This window comes from Plantibacter sp. VKM Ac-2880 (assembly GCF_015351235.1).
In the GTDB taxonomy this organism is placed as follows: Bacteria; Actinomycetota; Actinomycetes; order Actinomycetales; family Microbacteriaceae; genus Plantibacter.
In genome coordinates, this window is sequence record NZ_JADKSJ010000001.1 from 758,937 (window position 1) to 776,148 (window position 17,212).

General features: G+C 69.1%; 17 protein-coding genes. 9 read left to right on the plus strand and 8 right to left on the minus strand.

What is annotated here, in order from left to right:
• Positions 1-94: 94 nt before the first annotated feature.
• The 3 genes from ITJ57_RS03745 to ITJ57_RS03755 all read right to left on the minus strand — a co-directional run bounded on the left by ITJ57_RS03745 (position 95) and on the right by ITJ57_RS03755 (position 2,905).
• Positions 95-1,363, minus strand: a complete 1,269-nt coding sequence (locus ITJ57_RS03745; RefSeq protein ID WP_194668909.1) for an HNH endonuclease signature motif containing protein — start codon at positions 1,361-1,363, stop codon at positions 95-97.
• Between the two features lie 383 nt (positions 1,364-1,746).
• Complete coding sequence (locus ITJ57_RS03750; RefSeq protein ID WP_194668910.1) at positions 1,747-2,178, minus strand: hypothetical protein; 432 nt, start codon at positions 2,176-2,178, stop codon at positions 1,747-1,749.
• A 79-nt stretch (positions 2,179-2,257) separates the two neighbouring features.
• The gene (locus ITJ57_RS03755; protein ID WP_194668911.1) at positions 2,258-2,905 is read right to left on the minus strand and encodes a TetR/AcrR family transcriptional regulator; all 648 of its coding nucleotides are present in this window, start codon (positions 2,903-2,905) and stop codon (positions 2,258-2,260) included.
• 132 nt (positions 2,906-3,037) lie between these two features.
• Between ITJ57_RS03755 and ITJ57_RS03760 the strand changes: the two genes are divergently transcribed.
• From ITJ57_RS03760 to ITJ57_RS03785, 6 genes are all read left to right on the plus strand, one after another.
• On the plus strand, positions 3,038-4,696 hold the full coding sequence (locus tag ITJ57_RS03760; RefSeq protein ID WP_194668912.1) for an ABC transporter substrate-binding protein: 1,659 nt from the start codon (positions 3,038-3,040) through the stop codon (positions 4,694-4,696).
• Positions 4,697-4,781: 85 nt separating this feature from the next.
• Positions 4,782-5,633 carry an ABC transporter ATP-binding protein gene (locus tag ITJ57_RS03765; protein WP_194668913.1) on the plus strand — a complete coding sequence of 284 codons (852 nt, stop codon included), beginning with the start codon at positions 4,782-4,784 and terminating at the stop codon, positions 5,631-5,633.
• Positions 5,630-6,445 (plus strand): ABC transporter ATP-binding protein, encoded by an 816-nt coding sequence (locus ITJ57_RS03770; RefSeq protein ID WP_194668914.1) that lies wholly within the window; start codon positions 5,630-5,632, stop codon positions 6,443-6,445. Before ITJ57_RS03765 ends, ITJ57_RS03770 begins: the two co-directional genes overlap by 4 nt.
• Positions 6,442-7,425, plus strand: a complete 984-nt coding sequence (locus tag ITJ57_RS03775; protein ID WP_194668915.1) for an ABC transporter permease — start codon at positions 6,442-6,444, stop codon at positions 7,423-7,425. Before ITJ57_RS03770 ends, ITJ57_RS03775 begins: the two co-directional genes overlap by 4 nt.
• A gap of 1 nt (position 7,426) precedes the next feature.
• Positions 7,427-8,524, plus strand: coding sequence for an ABC transporter permease (locus tag ITJ57_RS03780; RefSeq protein WP_194668916.1), 1,098 nt, complete (start codon positions 7,427-7,429; stop codon positions 8,522-8,524).
• Positions 8,521-10,815 (plus strand): glycoside hydrolase family 3 N-terminal domain-containing protein, encoded by a 2,295-nt coding sequence (locus tag ITJ57_RS03785; protein WP_194668917.1) that lies wholly within the window; start codon positions 8,521-8,523, stop codon positions 10,813-10,815. Before ITJ57_RS03780 ends, ITJ57_RS03785 begins: the two co-directional genes overlap by 4 nt.
• Positions 10,816-10,950: 135 nt before the next feature.
• Here ITJ57_RS03785 and ITJ57_RS03790 read toward each other — a convergent pair whose 3' ends face one another.
• The 3 genes from ITJ57_RS03790 to ITJ57_RS03800 all read right to left on the minus strand — a co-directional run bounded on the left by ITJ57_RS03790 (position 10,951) and on the right by ITJ57_RS03800 (position 12,016).
• Entirely contained in the window at positions 10,951-11,253 is a 303-nt protein-coding gene (locus ITJ57_RS03790; protein ID WP_194668918.1) for a hypothetical protein, read from the minus strand.
• A gap of 179 nt (positions 11,254-11,432) precedes the next feature.
• Positions 11,433-11,699: a hypothetical protein gene (locus ITJ57_RS03795; RefSeq protein ID WP_194668919.1), complete on the minus strand. Its 267-nt coding sequence runs from the start codon at positions 11,697-11,699 to the stop codon at positions 11,433-11,435.
• Positions 11,696-12,016, minus strand: coding sequence for a hypothetical protein (locus tag ITJ57_RS03800; RefSeq protein ID WP_056009234.1), 321 nt, complete (start codon positions 12,014-12,016; stop codon positions 11,696-11,698). The genes ITJ57_RS03795 and ITJ57_RS03800 overlap by 4 nt, the downstream gene beginning before the upstream one ends.
• 237 nt (positions 12,017-12,253) lie before the next feature.
• Here ITJ57_RS03800 and ITJ57_RS03805 point away from each other — a divergent pair, with 237 nt between their 5' ends.
• Positions 12,254-12,805 (plus strand): Dps family protein, encoded by a 552-nt coding sequence (locus tag ITJ57_RS03805; RefSeq protein WP_194668920.1) that lies wholly within the window; start codon positions 12,254-12,256, stop codon positions 12,803-12,805.
• 74 nt (positions 12,806-12,879) lie between these two features.
• Here the strand turns inward: ITJ57_RS03805 and ITJ57_RS19595 are convergent, their stop codons facing one another.
• On the minus strand, positions 12,880-13,008 hold the full coding sequence (locus tag ITJ57_RS19595; RefSeq protein WP_255353626.1) for a hypothetical protein: 129 nt from the start codon (positions 13,006-13,008) through the stop codon (positions 12,880-12,882).
• 117 nt (positions 13,009-13,125) lie between these two features.
• Here ITJ57_RS19595 and ITJ57_RS03810 point away from each other — a divergent pair, with 117 nt between their 5' ends.
• Complete coding sequence (locus ITJ57_RS03810; RefSeq protein WP_194668921.1) at positions 13,126-14,322, plus strand: FUSC family protein; 1,197 nt, start codon at positions 13,126-13,128, stop codon at positions 14,320-14,322.
• 54 nt (positions 14,323-14,376) lie between these two features.
• On the opposite strand, the gene ITJ57_RS03815 is transcribed toward ITJ57_RS03810, so the two are convergent.
• On the minus strand, positions 14,377-15,216 hold the full coding sequence (locus ITJ57_RS03815) for an SDR family oxidoreductase (protein WP_194668922.1): 840 nt from the start codon (positions 15,214-15,216) through the stop codon (positions 14,377-14,379).
• 187 nt (positions 15,217-15,403) lie between these two features.
• On the opposite strand from ITJ57_RS03815, the gene ITJ57_RS03820 reads away from it, so the two are divergent.
• Positions 15,404-17,188, plus strand: a complete 1,785-nt coding sequence (locus ITJ57_RS03820; RefSeq protein ID WP_194668923.1) for a glycoside hydrolase family 15 protein — start codon at positions 15,404-15,406, stop codon at positions 17,186-17,188.
• Positions 17,189-17,212: the final 24 nt, after the last annotated feature.

Here is a 17,212-nt window from a genome sequence, read left to right on the forward strand (position 1 = left end):
AGCTCAGGGGCCGAATCGTTCCCGACGGACCACGCCCGGTCACTGAGTTTGTCGAAGCGCGCACGAGGAACCCTTCGACAGGGAACGGAAGTGCTTAGAACGGCGCGGGGTCTGGCGCTGTGCGGTGGTGTTTGCCGTCGGGTGTGGTCCAGTCGAGCACGCCGCCGGGGCCATGGTCGAGGTTCCAGCCCGGCAGGTGCTTCATCCGGTGGTGATGGCGGCAGAGGCAGGCGAGATTCCCGATGTCTGTCGTTCCGCCGTCTTGCCAGGCGACCGAGTGATCGAGGTCGCATGCTCTGGCGCGTCTCCCGCAGCCGGGTGCGCGACAGGTGCCGTCTCGGAGGCGCACCGCCCGCTGCAGGTCGGCGGGAACGCGATACTGGCCGCGGCCAACGGAGAGGACAGCGCCGGTTTCCGGTTGGACGAGGATCCGGGTCAGGCTGGGCGCGTTGACCGCGATGCGGGCTGCGGTCTCGGGATCGATCGGCCCGTACCCGTCGAGCGTTGCGGGTGCGTCGGAGACGCCGGCCATGCTGAGCGCGGGGACGGTGATCTGCACGGTCGGCTTAATGTGCTCCTGGACCTCGATCGGGTGCGGGAGGACGGGGTTCGAGGCAACGTCATCTGGGGTGACACCGGCGAGGGCCAGTGCCGCGAGGGCGTCGGCTTGGAGCTGGCCGCACGTGCGGGCGTCGCCGGCTTTGCGTGATTCGGCCGCCGCGGCCTCGAGGCGCTCGACGATGCCCTGCGCGATGGGCGCGGTGGTGAAGAGGTGGACCCATGCCATACCGTCCGAGGCGGGCTCGAACTCGACGCGGCGGTCCGCTTCGGAACGGACCGCGCGGGCGGTGATGGACTCCGGGTGGAGTCGCTCGCGGAGGTCTTTCGCGCGCTTCTTCAGGCGGGCGGCGGTCGATCGCTCGGCAAGGGGGAGCACCTCGGCGAGGAACGAAGCGCGACCGGCGGTGGGCACCTCGCGGAGTTGGTCGGTGATCGTGCGCGCGTGCCGGCCCGAGATGCGGCCAGTCTCGAGCGCGGCCAGGACGGTGGGCGCCTCGCTCACCAGCCGCTCGGCATCGTCCGTCGCCTGCAGGACCGTCCGCTCCGAAGAACGCGTCGCCATCGCGAGCATCGCGCACGTCGAGCGGCGCGACAGCGCGCGCCGCTCGGCTGGTGGATAGATCGCCGGGACGACGGCGTCCGCGAGCGCATCCGCATACGCGGCCGAGCGGGCGAGCAATCGCGCTTCACGCGCGTCGAGCACGGCGCGCAGTCGACTGATCTCCGCGTACTCATCCGAGAACTCGGCGAGGCGCGCGGCGTATTCGTCGCTCGCGCGGGCCGCGGTGGGGGTCTCGGTCATGACTCCAGTCCACCATGGACCACTGACATTCCAGATGCTGAGCGGGGGCGGATGTGGAGGCATCTCTGTGAGCACTTCGACAAGCTCAGTGACCGGGGCTGGTTGGCGGGGTTTTGTCGGGTCCGGGGCTTGTCGTGCGGCGCACTTCGACAAGCTCAGTGACCGGGGCTGGTTGGCGGGGTTTTGTCGGGTCCGGGGCCTGTCGCGCGGAGCACTTCGACAAGCTCAGTGACCGGGGCTGGTCGGCGGGGTTCTGTCGGGTGGCGAGCCTGCCGCTCGGCGCACTTCGACAGGCTCAGTGACCAGATGGGGCTCAGTGACCGGGGCTGGTTGGTGGGACTCGTCGACGGTGCGACAGGCCCTGAAGCCGCCACCGCCTCCGATCAGACGGCTCGAGCCAGCAGCTCCGTGACCCGCTTCGCGACGGCGTCGTTCCAGGCGGTGATGCCGAACGCGGTCGGCCACATCTCGCCGTCGTCGAGCTTCGCCGAGTCGTTGAACCCGAGGGTCGCGTAGCGCGCCTTGAATTTCGCCGCGGCCTGGAAGAACACGACCGCCTTACCGTCGGCGCCGACGTAGGCGGGCATGCCGTACCAGGTCTTCGCAGCGAGACCGTAGTCGCCACCCATGATCAGCTCGTGCAGCGGCTCGGCGATCGCCCGGTCGGCGTCCTCCATGTCCGCGATCGCGTCGACGACACCCTGCAGCGCCTCCTCGCGGTTCGCCGCCGCCTTGAGCTCCTTCGCCCGCTCCTTCATCGCCGCACGCTCTTCAGCGCTGAATCCACTCTTCGTGCTCGACTGCCGCTCGGCCATCTCGACGTCCTTCCGCTCTGGGTTGTGGTCCGCCTCTCACGGTAGCCCGGCGAGCCCCACGGCGCTGCTCGAATCCCGCTCAGTCGTCCAGCGCCCCCGGGCCGAGCACCGACTCCACGATGACACGGATGGCGTAGGCACTCGTCTCGGCGAGGTCGACGTCGGCGGGGTCGATGAGCCACTGCACCTGCAGGCCGTCCATGACCGCCAGGATCGACGCCGCAGCACGATGGATCGTCTCGGGCGCGTCGACGCCGCGCTCAGCACACACCGCCTGGAACGCCTCGGCGATCTCACGCCGCAGGGTCCGATAGCGGTCGTCGAAGTAGTGTCTGGCCGGGTGGTCCTCCGTCACCGACTCCGCGGACAGGACGACGAACGCCTGCACGATCCCCGCCCGCTGCGCGTTCGTCGCCGCCGTACGGATGAGGTGCTTGAACAGTTCGATGCCGCCCGGGATGTGCTGGTCGTCGAGGTTCTCGACGTCGGTCGCATCGCGGTAGCTGAGCACCTCGAGGAGCAACTGGTCCTTCGAGCCGAAGTGGTGCAGGATGCCGGCCGGCGTCATGTCGACGAGTTCCGCGATGTCGATGAGCGTGCCGTTCGCGTACCCCTTCGCACCGAAGACGTCGAGCGCCGACCGCACGACCTCCGCCCGTCGCGCGACCGTCGCGGGACGCGGCTGCGGTTGTCGCTTCACCGTGCTGGGTCGTTTCACAGTGGTCATGCCGTCCGTTCCGCGATGAGCCTCGATGCGGAGAGGATACCGCGCTTGCCAACTTACTGAATGGTCAGTAAGTTATCACCGAATCCCGACTTGCGCCGCACTGCCGCAGCGCACACCCAAGAGGAGAAAGCGATGAAGCTGAGAACCCCACTGCTGGCCGCGTTCGCGGCCACAGCCCTGCTGCTCACCGGATGCACCGGTGGCGGCGGGTCGAGCGACGGCCCCGAGAAGGGTGCCGCACTGACGATCGCGAAGCCCGACGGCTCGATCGCCACCGAGTCCAACAACCCCTACGTCGGCGACTCGTCCGCCATGAAACTCGGGTACATCAACGCGATCCTCGAGCCGCTCGCGATCATCAACCTCGTCGACCCGAGCGCCGAGGCCAAGCCGTGGCTCGCGTCCGAGATCGCCTGGACCGACGACTACACCTCCGTCGCCCTGACCGCTCGCGACGGCGTCACCTGGAACGACGGCGAGGCGTTCAGCGCCGACGACATCGCCTTCACCTTCCAGCAGTTCATCGACCACCCCGAGCTCGACAACTCGGCCCTCGGACTCACCGGCGTCGCGACCGAGGGCGACACCGTCACCCTGTCGTTCACGAACCCGATGTTCGTGAAGCAGGACAAGGTCCTCCTCAAGCAGATCGTCCCGAAGCACATCTGGGAGTCCGTCGACGACCCGGCCACCTTCGAGAACCCCGAGCCCGTCGGCACCGGCCCGTACACGCTGACGAGCTTCAGCACGGAGAGCGTCGAACTCTCCGCCCGCGACGACTACTGGGGCGAGCAGCCGGCCGTGCCGACGCTGTACTACGTCTCGTACAACGACAACACGGCCCTCACCACGGCCCTCGCGAACGGCGACGCCGACTGGGCGCAGGCCTTCATCCCGAACGTGCAGTCCGCATACCTCGACAAGGACAAGGAGCACAACGTCTACTGGGCGGCCGCCGGTCTCGCCGTCGACGCGATGTTCGTGAACACGCAGACGAAGCCCTTCAACGACCCCGCGTTCCGGCAGGCCGTCAACCTCGTCATCGACCGCGAACAGCACCAGCAGATCGCCCGCGAGGGCGGCGTCCCGGAGCTCAGCTCGGTCACCGGACTGCCGACACCGGCCGGCGACGCGTTCATCCCCGCCGAGTTCCAGGGCGAGGACTACACCGTCGACGCGAAGGCCGCGAAGCAGGTCCTGACCGACGCCGGGTACACCTGGAACGACGACGTGCTCACCGACCCCTCGGGCGAGGTCGTCACCTTCACCCTGTCCGTCCCGCAGGGGTGGAACGACTACGTCACCGGCATCAGCCTCATCGCCGACTCGGTGAAGTCGCTCGGGGTCACCGCCACCGTCGACACCCCCGACCAGGACACCTGGTGGGCGGCGAAGTCGGACGGCGACTTCCAGGCGATCCTCCACTGGACCGACACCGGCTCGACGCCGTACGACCTGTACTCCGACATCATGGACGGCCGCTGGCTCGTCGCCGAGGGTGAGGCCGCCGACTTCAACTTCGGCCGCTACGACAGCCCCGAGGCCACCGCGGCGCTCTCGGCCTACGCCAACGCGACGGACGACGCCACGCGGGCCGCAGCGCTCGAGACGGTCCAGAAGCTGTTCGTCTCCGACGTCCCCGCGATGCCGATCGGCACGCGCCCGTTCATCGGTTCGTACAACACCCGCAACTACACCGGGTGGCCGAGCGAGGACGACCCGTACGCCCCGGCCGACCCGACGCAGCCGACCGCCGTGTACATCCTCACGCAGCTCAAGGCCGCGAAGTAGGGGTACCCACACACCGACGGGCGGGGCGCTCATCCGCCCCGCCCGTCACCTCCCGCATCTCATCAGCACAGAACGGACTCACGCAGTGACCAACGACGACCTGCTGACAGTGTCCAACTTCAGCGTCACCTACGACGTCGAACCCCCGGTCGAAGCCGTGCGCGACGTCTCGCTCACCCTTCGTCGCGGCGAGATCCTCGGCCTGGCCGGTGAATCCGGTTGTGGCAAGACGACCCTCGCCTATGGCCTGCAACGGCTCCTCAAACCACCGGCCGTCATCACGGGTGGCAGCGCCGTCTTCCACGACGAATCGGGCGAGGACGTCGACCTCGGCACGCTCGGCGAGGAGGAGATGCGCGCGTTCCGCTGGGACAAGGCCTCCATGGTGTTCCAGGGCGCGATGAACGCCCTGAACCCGGTGACCTCGATCGGCCGCCAGTTGGACGACGTCTTCACCACCCACCGCCGAGGGATGACCCGGCCCGAGCGCCGGGAGGAGACCGGCAAGCTGCTCGACATCGTCGGCGTCGGCCGCGACCGGCTGAAGTCCTACCCGCACGAACTCTCCGGCGGCATGCGCCAGCGCGTCATGATCGCGATGGCACTCGCCCTGAAGCCGCAGCTCATGATCATGGACGAGCCGACCACCGCGCTCGACGTGCTCGTGCAGCGCGAGATCCTCCAGCAGATCTCCGAGCTGCGCACCGAGTTCGGCTTCTCCGTCATCTTCATCACCCACGACCTGCCGTTGCTCCTCGAGATCTCCGACCGCATCGCCGTCATGCGCGCCGGCCGCCTCGTCGAGATCGACACGGCCGAGCGCATCTACCGTCAGGCGAAGGACCCGTACACCCGGAAGCTCCTCGCCTCCTTCCCGAGCCTCACCGGCGAACGCGGCGACTTCGTCCGCGGCGCACAGACCGGAGTGACCGCATGACCACCCTCGAGTTCTCCCACGTCTCCAAGCGCTACCGGGTGCGCGGCTCCGGCCACATGCTCGCACTCGACGACGTGAGCTTCACCCTGCGCTCCGGCCAGACCCTCGCGCTCGTCGGGCAGTCCGGCAGCGGCAAGTCCACGATCGCGAAGATCCTCACCCAGTTGGAACGGGCGACGAGCGGCGACATCCTGCTCGACGGGAAGGCCATCCCACGGCGAGGTCGCGCACTCCGCCGCTACCGGCAGCAGGTCCGCATGGTCTTCCAGGACCCGTTCGCCTCGCTGAACCCCTCGCACACGATCCGGCATCACCTGGAGCGTCCGCTGCGCCTCGACCACGTCGTGCCGGAGGCGGAGGTCGAAGACGAGGTGCACCGGCTCCTCGAGCGCGTGCAGCTCGACCCCGCCGGCACCATCGACCGGCGCCCACACGAGCTGTCGGGCGGTCAGCGGCAGCGGGTCGCCATCGCCCGCGCGCTCGCCTCGCGACCCTCCCTGCTCATCGCCGACGAACCCGTCTCGATGCTCGACGTCTCCATCCGACTCGGGGTCCTCAACCTGCTCGCCGAGTTGCAGCGCGAGTCGCAGCTGGGGGTCCTGTACATCACGCACGACCTCGCGACCGCGCGCCACTTCAGCGACGAGATCATGGTCCTGCACCACGGCGAGGTGGTCGAGCGCGGTCCCGCCGACGACGTCATCCTCCGCCCCCAGCACCCCTACACGCTCGCGCTGCGCAACGCGTCACCAGACCCGGACCGCCACTTCGCCGGCGAGCAGCTCTCCGAATCGGCAGGGAGCCGACCATGACCTTCTTCCTCCGCCGCGCCGCCTTCTACGCGTTCACCGCCTGGGCCGCGATCACGATCAACTTCTTCCTGCCACGCATGCTCAAGGGCGACCCGGTGTCGGCGTACATCGCGAAGAACCAGGGCCGCATCAGCCCCGAGGCCGCCGACTCGCTCCGCACCCTGTTCGGCCTCGACGCCGACAAGTCGCTGCTCGAGCAGTACCTCGACTACTGGCGGCTGCTCTTCTCGGGCGACCTCGGTCGGTCCTTCTCGAAGGGCCTCGCACCCGTCACCGACGTGATCGCGGCGGCGCTGCCCTGGACGGTCGGCCTCGTCGGCATCGCGACGATCCTCTCCTTCGTCCTCGGCACGTCCATCGGCGCCCTCATCGGCTGGCGGCGGGGGAGCAAGGCGGACTTCATCGTCCCGCTCTCCACCTTCTTCTCCACCGTGCCGTACTTCTGGATGGGACTCATCGCGATCGCGGTGTTCTCCACCCTCCTCGGCTGGTTCCCCGCCTCCCACGCCTACGGCAAGGGGTCGAGACCGGAGTTCACGCTCGACTTCATCGGGCAGGTGATCGCGCACGGCTTCCTCCCGGCGGCGACGATCGTGCTCGCCTCGCTCGGCGGGTGGATCCTCGGCATGCGCAACATGATGGTGACCGTCCTCGACGAGGACTACGTCACGGTCGCGCAGGCGAAGGGCCTCCCCACCCGCCGGGTGCTCGTGGACTACGCCGCCCGCAACGCGATGCTGCCGCAGCTGTCGAGCTTCGCGCTCTCGCTCGGCTTCATCGTCGGCGGCACGATCGTCATGGAGATGGTCTTCTCCTACCCGGGCGTCGGCAAACTCCTGCTCGACGCCACGACGGCGAAGGACTACCCGCTCATGCAGGGCCTGTTCCTCGTCATCACGCTCACCGTCCTCGTCGCGAACATCCTGGCCGACGTCGCCTACGCGGTGCTCGACCCCCGCACCCGCCAGATGGAGTCCTGACATGACCATCCCCACCACCCAGGCCGTCACTGCAGACGCCCGCGCCACGACCGAGGCCCTCGCCACCGCTCCGAAGCCGAACCCGCGAGGTCGCTCGTTGGGCGCCCGGTTCGGTGCGTCGTTCGCGATGTTCCGCAACGGCAAGTCGATCACCGGCCTGTGCATCCTCGGGTTCTTCGTCCTCGTCGCGGTCTTCGGCGACCTGCTCGCCCCGTACGGACCGCTGGAGAAGGACTTCACCGCGCTCCGGCAGGCGCCGTCGGCCGCGCATCTCCTCGGGACGACCCACATGGGCGAGGACGTCCTCAGCCAGCTCATCTACGGCACCCGCGGCGTTCTGGTCGTCGGGTTCCTGGCCGGGGTCTTCGCGACGATCATCGCGGTCGCCATCGGCGTCACCGCCGGGTACGTGTCCGGGTTCACGAGCGAGTCCTTGTCGGCCCTGACGAACGTGTTCCTCGTCATCCCCGGCCTGCCGCTCATGATCATCGTGGCGTCGCAGTACGACGACCCGAGCCTGTTCCTCATCGCCGGCGTGCTCGCCCTCACCGGGTGGGCGTGGGGCGGCCGGGTCCTCCGCGCGCAGACGATGTCTCTGCGGAACCGGGACTTCGTCCAGGCGGCGAAGGCGAACGGCGAGTCCCTCTTCCGGATCATCACCGTCGAGATGCTGCCGAACCTCACCGCCATCATCGCGTCGAGCTTCGTCGGCACGGTCACCGCGGCGGTCCTCGGCCTCACCACGCTCGCCTTCATCGGTGTCATCCCCATCACGAACCTCAACTGGGGAACCATCCTGTTCTGGGCGCAGCAGAACGGCGCGTTCCCCGACTTCTGGTGGTGGTACGTGCCAGCCGGTGTGTGCATCGCGCTCCTCGGCGTCGCGCTGTCGCTCATCAACTTCGGCATCGACGAGTACGTCAACCCGCGGCTGCGGTCGGCGGGCGAGCGCGCCAGGGCGCTGCGGAAGCGCGGCATCAAGCCGGGGGCGAGCGTCACCGCCGTCCGTACCGAAGCGGTCACACGAGCCCGCACGACCCCGACGACCGACCGACCCGACACGACCGACCCCGAACGCGCTGGAGCGACCGAACGATGAAGACCGAGACCGCCCGCTACCTCGACGCCACCCTGCCGATCGCCGCGCGGGTCGACGACCTCGTCGGTCGCATGACCGTGCGCGAGAAGGTCGGGCAGATGATGCAGCTCGACGCGCGCGACGACATCGAGGCACACGTCCTCGAGACCCAGGTGGGCTCGATCCTGCACGCGTCGCCCGAGCGGCTCGCGACGGCCCATGCGTTGACCAGGCGCACACGACTCCAGATCCCGCTGATCGTGGGGGAGGACTGCATCCACGGCCACTCCTTCCACCTCGGTGCGACGATCTTCCCGACGCAGTTGGCCATGGCCGCCAGCTGGGACGCCGGGCTGCTCGAACGTGTTGCGAGGGCCACAGCCGTCGAGGTCGCCGCGACCGGCGTGCACTGGACGTTCTCGCCCGTGCTCTGCATCGCCCGCGACCTCCGCTGGGGACGCGTGGGGGAGACCTTCGGCGAGGACCCGTTCCTCATCGGCGAGCTCGCCTCGGCGATGGTCCGCGGCTACCAGGGCGACGGCCTCACGGACCCGACCGCCATCCTCGCCACCGCGAAGCACTTCGCCGGGTACTCCGAGACGCAGGGCGGCCGGGACGCGAGCGAAGCCGACATCTCGCCGCGCAAGCTTCGGTCCTGGTTCCTGCCGCCCTTCGAGCGCGTCGCCCGCGAGGGGTGCGCCAGCTTCATGCTCGGCTACCAGTCGATCGACGGCGTCCCGATCACGGTCAACGAATGGTTGCTGAACGACGTCCTCCGCGACGAGTGGGGCTACGAGGGGACCCTCATCACCGACTGGGACAACGTCGGGCGCATGGTGTGGGAGCAGCAGGTGAGCCCCGACCGCGTCCACGCCTCCGCCGCAGCGATCCGCGCCGGCAACGACATGGTGATGAACACGCCCGGCTTCTTCGACGGAGCCCTCGAAGCACTCGACCGCGGCATGCTCGAGGAGTCCGACCTCGACCGCGCCGTCCGTCGCATCCTCACGTTGAAGTTCGCCCTCGGGCTCTTCGAACACCCACGGCACCCGGACCCGGCCGAGCAACTCGCGGTGATCGGTTCGCCGGCACACACCGACCTCAACCTCGAGACCGCTCGTCGCTCGCTCGTCCTGCTCCGCAACGAGGGCGTCCTGCCGATCAGTGGCGGCTACCGTGCCGACGAGACCGGCCGTGCGGTCGCACCGTCCGCGGTCGGACCGGTGCGCGTCGCCGTCGTCGGCCCACTCGCCGACGACGCGCAGATGCAGTTGGGCGACTGGGCGGGCAACTCCGGTCAGGCGGGGTGGCTGCCCGACGGCCAGCCGCGCGAGCTGATCACGACCGTGCTGGACGGCCTGCGGGCGATGACACCGGCGGGCAGCACGGTCACGACCGCGTTCGGGGCCGGCATCCTCACGCTCTCGCCGGATCCGACCGGAGCGACCTTCCCCGACGGACAACCTCGTCCACCGCTCGTCACCCCGGCCGAGCCGGACGCGGCACTCATCGCGGAAGCCGTCGCCCAGGCCGAGCAGGCCGACGTGGTGGTCGCCGTGGTCGGCGACCGGATCGAACTCGTGGGCGAAGGCCGCTCCACCGCGACCCTCGAACTCGTCGGTGGTCAGATCGCCCTCCTCGACGCCCTGGCGGCCACCGGTACCCCGCTCGTGGTGGTACTGCTCGCCTCGAAGCCGCTCGTCCTCCCGCCGTCCGCGCTCGCGGCGGACGCGATCGTGTGGGCGGCGAGCCCCGGCATGCAGGGCGGTCGAGCGATCGCCGAACTCCTGCTCGGCCTCATCGAGCCGACCGGACGCCTCCCGATCTCGTTCGCCCGGCACGCCGGCCAGCAGCCGACGTACTACAACCAGATCCGCGGCCAGCACGGCGATCGCTACGCCGACCTCACCCAGGACCCGGCGTTCGCGTTCGGCGACGGCCTGTCGTACTCGACCGTCGAGTATGGGGAGCCCCGCCTCGACCAGGTCGTCCACGAGCGCACGGACACCGTGCGTGCGGAGATCGAGGTGCGGAACACCGGGACCCGTCCTGTGCTCGAGACGGTGCAGGTGTACGTCAGCGACCTGGTCACGTCGGTCAGCTGGGCGGACCAGGAACTGAAGACGTTCCGTCAGGTCGCCATCCAGCCGGGCGAGACCGCGGTGGTCACGATCGAGCTGCCGGTCGCCGAGTGCACGATCGTCGACACTCGCGGGCGCCGCGTGGTCGAGGCCGGGGACTTCGAGCTGCGTGTAGGCGGCTCATCACGGGCCGAGGCGCTGCACGCGGTCCGCTTCACCGTCGTGGACTGAGGCGCTGCCGCACCGGGGCGCCGCAGCACTGCATCCACTCGCTCGGACGGCGTGAAGCCGCTCCGATGGGCCACACGAAGCCCCTCCTGGTTCGTGCGGCCCATCGGAGCGGCTTCATGCCGCGTGCACGGTCCGTCAGGCCAGTTCTTCGACGTCCGAGCGGACGGTGACTTCGCCGCCGTTGGCGCCGTGCATGAGGTCTTCCAACAACGGGCGGTCCATCTCGAACGTCTCATCCGACTCGAAGCTGAACTGCAACGGGATCGACGGGTGCAACCAGAGCGTGACCCGACCGCGCTCCGTCGAGGTGTCGCGCAGCGTCACCGAGAACGACTCGTTCCGGCGGAGCTTCATGAGGGTGATGGTCTTCACATGAGCCAACATCCGGTCTTCGAGGTGGAAACGGTTCTCGCCCGTTCCGTAGACGATCGCGCCCATGGTGTCTGCCCTTCTCCGGACCTCCGTCGATCGACGCGACGAGATGCGTCGGTGTCGAGCGGCCAGCCTGGAGACCCACTTCAATGTCCGCCGGACAAGTCTAGGAAGCTTGAAATCGTCGATCGAAACTGTTGCCTTCGACGGGTCATCTGCGCTATGCGCGGTGGGGCTCAGTGGGGTCAGGAGAGGAGGTCGGAATCCGCCGTCAGGGGCATCGTCGCTGCCGGGGTGTCTTGTGACTCACCGTCGGGCGTCCCCATGGCGATGCCGATACCCGGGCCGATGAGCAGGTTGATGGGCTCGAGCTGCCCCTCCCCGCGATCGACTTGCAACCACCGGAACGTTCCGGAGGCGATGCTGTCGAGGACCTCGGCGCGGAACGCGTCCGGGTCGGTGACGGCGATGGAATACGGGAGGCCCTGGTAGACGATCTCCATACGGCTCATGCGTTCTGTCCTGTCCGGTTCGGAGCGGGCTCGGCGATGACCGACAGGCCGTGCGCCGAGTTCGCCGTGACGTTCAACGCGTCGATCCACGCGCGATTGAGGTCGATCGGGACGCTGCCCGAGTACTTGAAGCGCAACGGCACCGAGGGGTGGATCCAGATCACGCTGCGTCCGTCGCCGGCCCGCGGGTCGTCCTTCCACCCGAAGTAGAACGCCTCGTTCCGTCGGAGCTTGCCTCCGATGACGAACTGCAGGTGAGCCAGCAGCCGATCCTCGAACGTGATCGAGACCTCGGAACCGTAGATCAGTTTTCCCATGGCGGGTCGTGCTCTCCTCATCGTGCGTCGCGCGGAGTCTCGCGCGATGTGATGCTTCACCATAAGACTCCAGGCCGTGAATTCCCAGCCAGTGCACATTCGGCACGCGCGTGATGCACAATCAGGGCCCACCCGCTGCCCACGCCCGAGCGCGAGTGGAACGATCCGGAGGTCGTGTCAAGGGGCCCGGAATCCTCACCCGAGGTGCGTACCCTCCCGTGGAGGAGGTGCCAAACCATGGCAACAGCAGAGAAGACCAGCACGACCCGATCGGCTGCCGGAGGAACCGGTGCGAAGCCCACCCGCCGTCAGAACGCGGAGAAGGGCTTCGTCGCGTCGAAGGCCCTCGACGAGAACATGCAGGCGGTCCTCGTCGACCTGATCGAATTGTCGATCCAGGGCAAGCAGGCCCACTGGAACGTCGTCGGACGCAACTTCCGCGACACCCACCTGCAGCTCGACGAGATCATCGACGCAGCCCGCGAGTTCAGCGACACCGTCGCCGAGCGGATGCGGGCCCTGCACGCCGTGCCGGACGGCCGCAGCGACATCGTCGCCGAGACGACCACGCTGCCCGAGTACCCGCAGGGCGAGATCGACACGACCGAGACGATCGACCTGATCACCGTCCGACTGGAAGCGACCGTCGGCACGATGCGTCGGGTCCACGACGACGTCGACGAAGAGGACCCGACGAGCGCGGACGTCCTCCACGCGATCATCCAGCAGCTGGAACAGTTCGCGTGGATGATCAGCGCGGAGAACCGGACGGCGACCCGCAGTCGATGACCAGGGGCGGCGTCCGGAGACGATCACTCGTCTTCGTACGCCGCCACCCGAGGTCGTGCGCCCAGGTTCAGCGACTACTCGTCTTCGGCGCCGCCACCCGAGGCCGTGTCCTCACCATCGGTGGATTCGGAGCCGTCCGAGCTCGAACCGTCGGGGATCTCCTCCGCGTCGGGACGTGAGGATGATGCAGATGCGTTCGTCATGTTCGCTTCCTTCCTGGTTGTCGCCATCGGAGATGACGACACCAACGCTAGGCCGCAGAGCTGATCGGCGGGTGGGGGTTGACGCCCTGACAGGGCGAGACCAGCATGGCGGCTGTGATGAGCGATGATCCGGTGAAGGCCCGCGAGACGAGCACGGGGAGCATCCGCACACCCCGGCAGCGGCTCCGTGCCTGGATCACGCCTGCGCTTCGCCCGTGGCGGCTGATGCTCGCGCTGAAGACCGCCATCGCCGCGACGGCCGCCTGGTTCCTCGGCGGCTTCATCCCCGGCGAGCTGGGAGAGTTCTCCTACTACGCACCGCTCGGCGCGCTCGTGAGTCTCACGCCGACGCTCATGGACTCCGTGCGGTCGAGCTTCCAGACCCTCATCGGGCTGGGACTCGGCATCGGCCTCGCCTGGGCGCTCATCGTCTCACCGGCACCGGGCTGGGTGTCCGTCGCCCTCTCCGTCGGGCTCGGCACGATCCTCGCCGGTCTGCCCGGCCTCGGACAGGGACGCGACTACGTGCCCATCGCCGCCCTCTTCGTCATCATCATCGGCGGTGCCAACGCGAACGAGTTCTCGCTCGGCTACCTCGTGCAGATGGCGCTCGGCGTGCTCGTCGGATTGCTCGTGAACCTGCTCATCATGCCGCCACTGTTCGTCCGGGAATCGGCCGCGGGCATCACCGCGGCGCGCGCCCGCATGGTCGACGCCCTCCGCACCATGTCGACGACCCTGTCGTCCGAGACGGAGCCGGCGCCCGACGACCCGCCACCGTGGGAGGGATCCGTGACGTCGCTGCGGCACGACATCGACGCCGCACGGGGACTCGTGCGCGACGCGGCGGAGAGCCGTCGTGCCAACCCGCGGACCAGATGGAACAAGCACGACTTCCGTGGCGACCAGGGTGCGCTGGAGGCGCTCGAGCGGATCGCCCCAGCGGTCGTGGAACTCGGCGACGCGCTCCGCGCTGCCCTCTGGGGGATCCCCGTGCCCGTGCGGCTCGGGACGGAGGTTCGCGGGACGCTGGCCGACGCCTTGGACGCCGCGGCCAATCTCGTCGACGCCGCGATCGACGACGAACGGCTCCCGGAGGCCCTCGAGACCTCGGATCGGACGCTCGTCGCGCTTCGGCGTGCGGTCAGGTCGGCCCACGTCGACGCGGTGAACCGAGCAGGACCAGACGGTGGATCGGCCAGTGGATCGGCCGACGACCCGGCCGACGACCCTGGCGGGGAGAACCTGCTCTTCGCACTCCGACGCATCTACGCCGAGGTCGAGAGCTCGAAGCGGACCGACCAGGCGGAGTGACGGGAGGGGCCGACGGAACGCCCATCTGGGACGTCCCGTCGGCCCGGTCGCCGGTCAGAGGATCGGCTTGCCGCCCGTGACCGCGATCACGGCACCCGAGATGTAGCTGCCCTCGTCCGAGGCGAGCAGCACGTACGGTGGCGCGACCTCGGCGGGCTGTCCCGGGCGCCCGAGCGGGGTGTCCGTCCCGAACGACTCGACCTTCTCCGGCGGCATCGTGGACGGGATGAGCGGCGTCCAGATGGGGCCGGGGGCGACGGCGTTCACCCGGATACCGTCGCCGCCCAGCATCTGCGCGAGCGACGAGGTCATGCTCGCGAGACCGGCCTTCGTCATGGCGTACGGCATGAGCTGCGGCGTCGGCGCATCGGCCTGCACCGAGCTGGTGGCGATGATCGACGATCCCGGTGCCATGTGCGGGACGGCCGCCTTGCTCAGGTGGAAGAAGGCGCTCAGGTTCGTGGCGAGCGTGTGGTCCCACTCCTCGTCCGGGATCTCGGCGAGGCTCTCGCGGGTCATCTGGTACGCCGCATTGCTCACGAGGATGTCGACCTTGCCGAAGCGCTCGACGGTCGCGCGGACGATCTCGCGGCAGTGCTCGGGGCTCGTCAGGTCGCCGCCGATGCTGAGCGCGGTCCGCCCGGCCTCCTCGACCCAGCGAACCGTGTCGGCCGCATCCTCGTCCTCGTCGAGGTAGCTGACGACGACGTCGGCGCCCTCCCGCGCGTAGGCGATGGCGACGGCCTTCCCGATGCCGCTGTCACCACCCGTGATGATGGCGACCTTGCCCTCGAGCTTGCCGGAGCCCTGATAGCTGGTCTCGCCGTGGTCGGCCTCCGGAGTGAGCGCTCCTTCGGTTCCGGGCGGCTGCTGCTGCTGAGCGGGCTGATTCATGGTGTTCCTCCCTGTGCTGCTGTGGATGTGGGCATGCTGCGGTGTGCGGTCCTTCCACCCAAGCCGATCCGAGAGATCCGCCTCCAGGGGTTGACGCCCGGCCAGGGCGAGGTGGACAGTGCTAGCAGTCGGGTGGGGACCCCGCCAGCCCCGATGGATCCGGGATGCGGCTCGTAGGGTGAATCGCATGACCGCAGCTGGCGAAGACCTCCGTTCGTACGCACCGATCGGCGACGGGCGCACCGTCGCCCTCATCGGCATGCGAGGTCAGGTCGACTGGCTGCCGATCCCCGACCTGAGTTCGATGCCCGTGTTCGCGAGGCTCCTCGACGACGACACCGGCGGGTGCATCGAACTCGAGCCGGTGGGCGAGTACACCGTGAAGCGGCGCTATGTCGCCAACACGAACGTGCTGCGGACGACGTTCACCACCGAGCGCGGGCGTGCGTCCATCACCGACGCCCTCGTCACCGGCATCGCGGGGCGCCTCCCGTGGGCCGAGCTCGCCCGCCGCATCGACGGCATCTCCGGCAGCGTCGAGTTCCGGTGGCGGGTGCGACCGGGGACCGCGCTCGGCACGGCGTCCCCGTGGATCGAGGACAGCACCCGCGGTCCGATCATCCGCTCCGGGGCCACGACGATCGCGGTCGTCGGCGACGAGCACGGCCCGGCACCGGTCGACGGCGACGGATCCGGCGCCACGGAGCTCACCGGCCGGTTCACCACGAGCGAGGACTCCCGTCATCTCCTGATCGTCGTCGCCACCCACGGCGAGCCCATCCACCTGCCGGTGCCCGCCAACGTCGACGCCGGCATCGACCGGACGATCGAGAACTGGCGTGCGTGGTCGCGGGCGTTCTCCTACGACGGCCCGTGGGGCGAGCAGGTGCAGCGCAGCGCACTCGCCCTCAAGCTGCTGATCTTCAGCCCGACGGGCGCGATCGCCGCCGCGGCGACGACGTCCCTGCCGGAGAACCCTCGTGGGGCGAAGAACTGGGACTATCGGTTCGCCTGGGTGCGCGACCTCGCGTACACCGCGCACGCGCTCGTCCGCTTCGGCCTCCGCGAGGAGACGCACGCCGCGGTCTCGTGGCTGCTCAGGACCATCCGCGAGAACGGGCCGGAGCTGCACATCTTCTACGGCCTCGAGGGCGGTGTACCCGACGGGGTGGTCGAGCACGACGTCGCCGGGTGGCGCGGCATCGGCCCGGTGGTCAGCGGGAACCCGGCCCAGGGGCAGCTGCAACTCGGCGTCTACGGGGACCTGATCGCGATCTGCCGCACCTACGTCGACGCCGGCAACGTACTCGACGTCGAGACGGGTCGGTTGCTGGCCGAGGTCGCGGACCGCACCTGCGACCTGTGGCGCAACCGCGACGCCGGCATGTGGGAGCTGCCGGACGACGAGCACTACGTCTCGTCCAAGATGGGCTGCTGGCAGGCGCTCGGCGACGCCGTGCACCTGGCGGAGCTCGGGCAGGTGGCGGGTAGCGCCGACCGTTGGCGGGCCGAGCAGGCGAGGATCCGCGAGTGGATCGACGAGCACGGCTGGTCGGAGGAGCGCGGCGCGTACGTCATGCACCCGGGCAGCGACGACCTCGACGCCTCGGTGCTCCTCCACGCCATGAGCGGCTTCGACCAGGGCGAGCGCATGTCCTCGACGATCGACGCGCTGACGGCCGAGCTGGGCGACGGCGCACTGCTGTACCGCTACTCCGGGGTGCAGCAGGAGGAGTTCACCTTCGTCGCGTGCGCGTTCTGGCGAGCCTCCGCCCTCGCCTGCGTCGGCCGCCACGAGGAGGCGATCGACGCCATGGACGAACTCGTCGGCATGACGAACGATGTCGGCATCCTCGCGGAGATGATCGACCCGGCGAACGGCGCGCACTGGGGCAACCTGCCGCAGGCGCTCAGCCACCTCGCGCTCATCAACACGGCGCTCACGATCGCGGAGGTCACCGATCGGCGCTGACCGGTGCTGACCAGCGCCGAGCGG

Coding starts and splice junctions, on each gene's coding strand:
- ITJ57_RS03745 (WP_194668909.1), bottom strand. CDS start 1,363: ATGACCGAGACCCCCACCGCGGCCCGCGCGAGCGACGAATACGCCGCG.
- ITJ57_RS03750 (WP_194668910.1), bottom strand. CDS start 2,178: ATGGCCGAGCGGCAGTCGAGCACGAAGAGTGGATTCAGCGCTGAAGAG.
- ITJ57_RS03755 (WP_194668911.1), bottom strand. CDS start 2,905: ATGACCACTGTGAAACGACCCAGCACGGTGAAGCGACAACCGCAGCCG.
- ITJ57_RS03760 (WP_194668912.1), top strand. CDS start 3,038: ATGAAGCTGAGAACCCCACTGCTGGCCGCGTTCGCGGCCACAGCCCTG.
- ITJ57_RS03770 (WP_194668914.1), top strand. CDS start 5,630: ATGACCACCCTCGAGTTCTCCCACGTCTCCAAGCGCTACCGGGTGCGC.
- ITJ57_RS03775 (WP_194668915.1), top strand. CDS start 6,442: ATGACCTTCTTCCTCCGCCGCGCCGCCTTCTACGCGTTCACCGCCTGG.
- ITJ57_RS03780 (WP_194668916.1), top strand. CDS start 7,427: ATGACCATCCCCACCACCCAGGCCGTCACTGCAGACGCCCGCGCCACG.
- ITJ57_RS03785 (WP_194668917.1), top strand. CDS start 8,521: ATGAAGACCGAGACCGCCCGCTACCTCGACGCCACCCTGCCGATCGCC.
- ITJ57_RS03790 (WP_194668918.1), bottom strand. CDS start 11,253: ATGGGCGCGATCGTCTACGGAACGGGCGAGAACCGTTTCCACCTCGAA.
- ITJ57_RS03795 (WP_194668919.1), bottom strand. CDS start 11,699: ATGAGCCGTATGGAGATCGTCTACCAGGGCCTCCCGTATTCCATCGCC.
- ITJ57_RS03800 (WP_056009234.1), bottom strand. CDS start 12,016: ATGGGAAAACTGATCTACGGTTCCGAGGTCTCGATCACGTTCGAGGAT.
- ITJ57_RS03805 (WP_194668920.1), top strand. CDS start 12,254: ATGGCAACAGCAGAGAAGACCAGCACGACCCGATCGGCTGCCGGAGGA.
- ITJ57_RS19595 (WP_255353626.1), bottom strand. CDS start 13,008: ATGACGAACGCATCTGCATCATCCTCACGTCCCGACGCGGAGGAGATC.
- ITJ57_RS03810 (WP_194668921.1), top strand. CDS start 13,126: ATGAGCGATGATCCGGTGAAGGCCCGCGAGACGAGCACGGGGAGCATC.
- ITJ57_RS03815 (WP_194668922.1), bottom strand. CDS start 15,216: ATGAATCAGCCCGCTCAGCAGCAGCAGCCGCCCGGAACCGAAGGAGCG.
- ITJ57_RS03820 (WP_194668923.1), top strand. CDS start 15,404: ATGACCGCAGCTGGCGAAGACCTCCGTTCGTACGCACCGATCGGCGAC.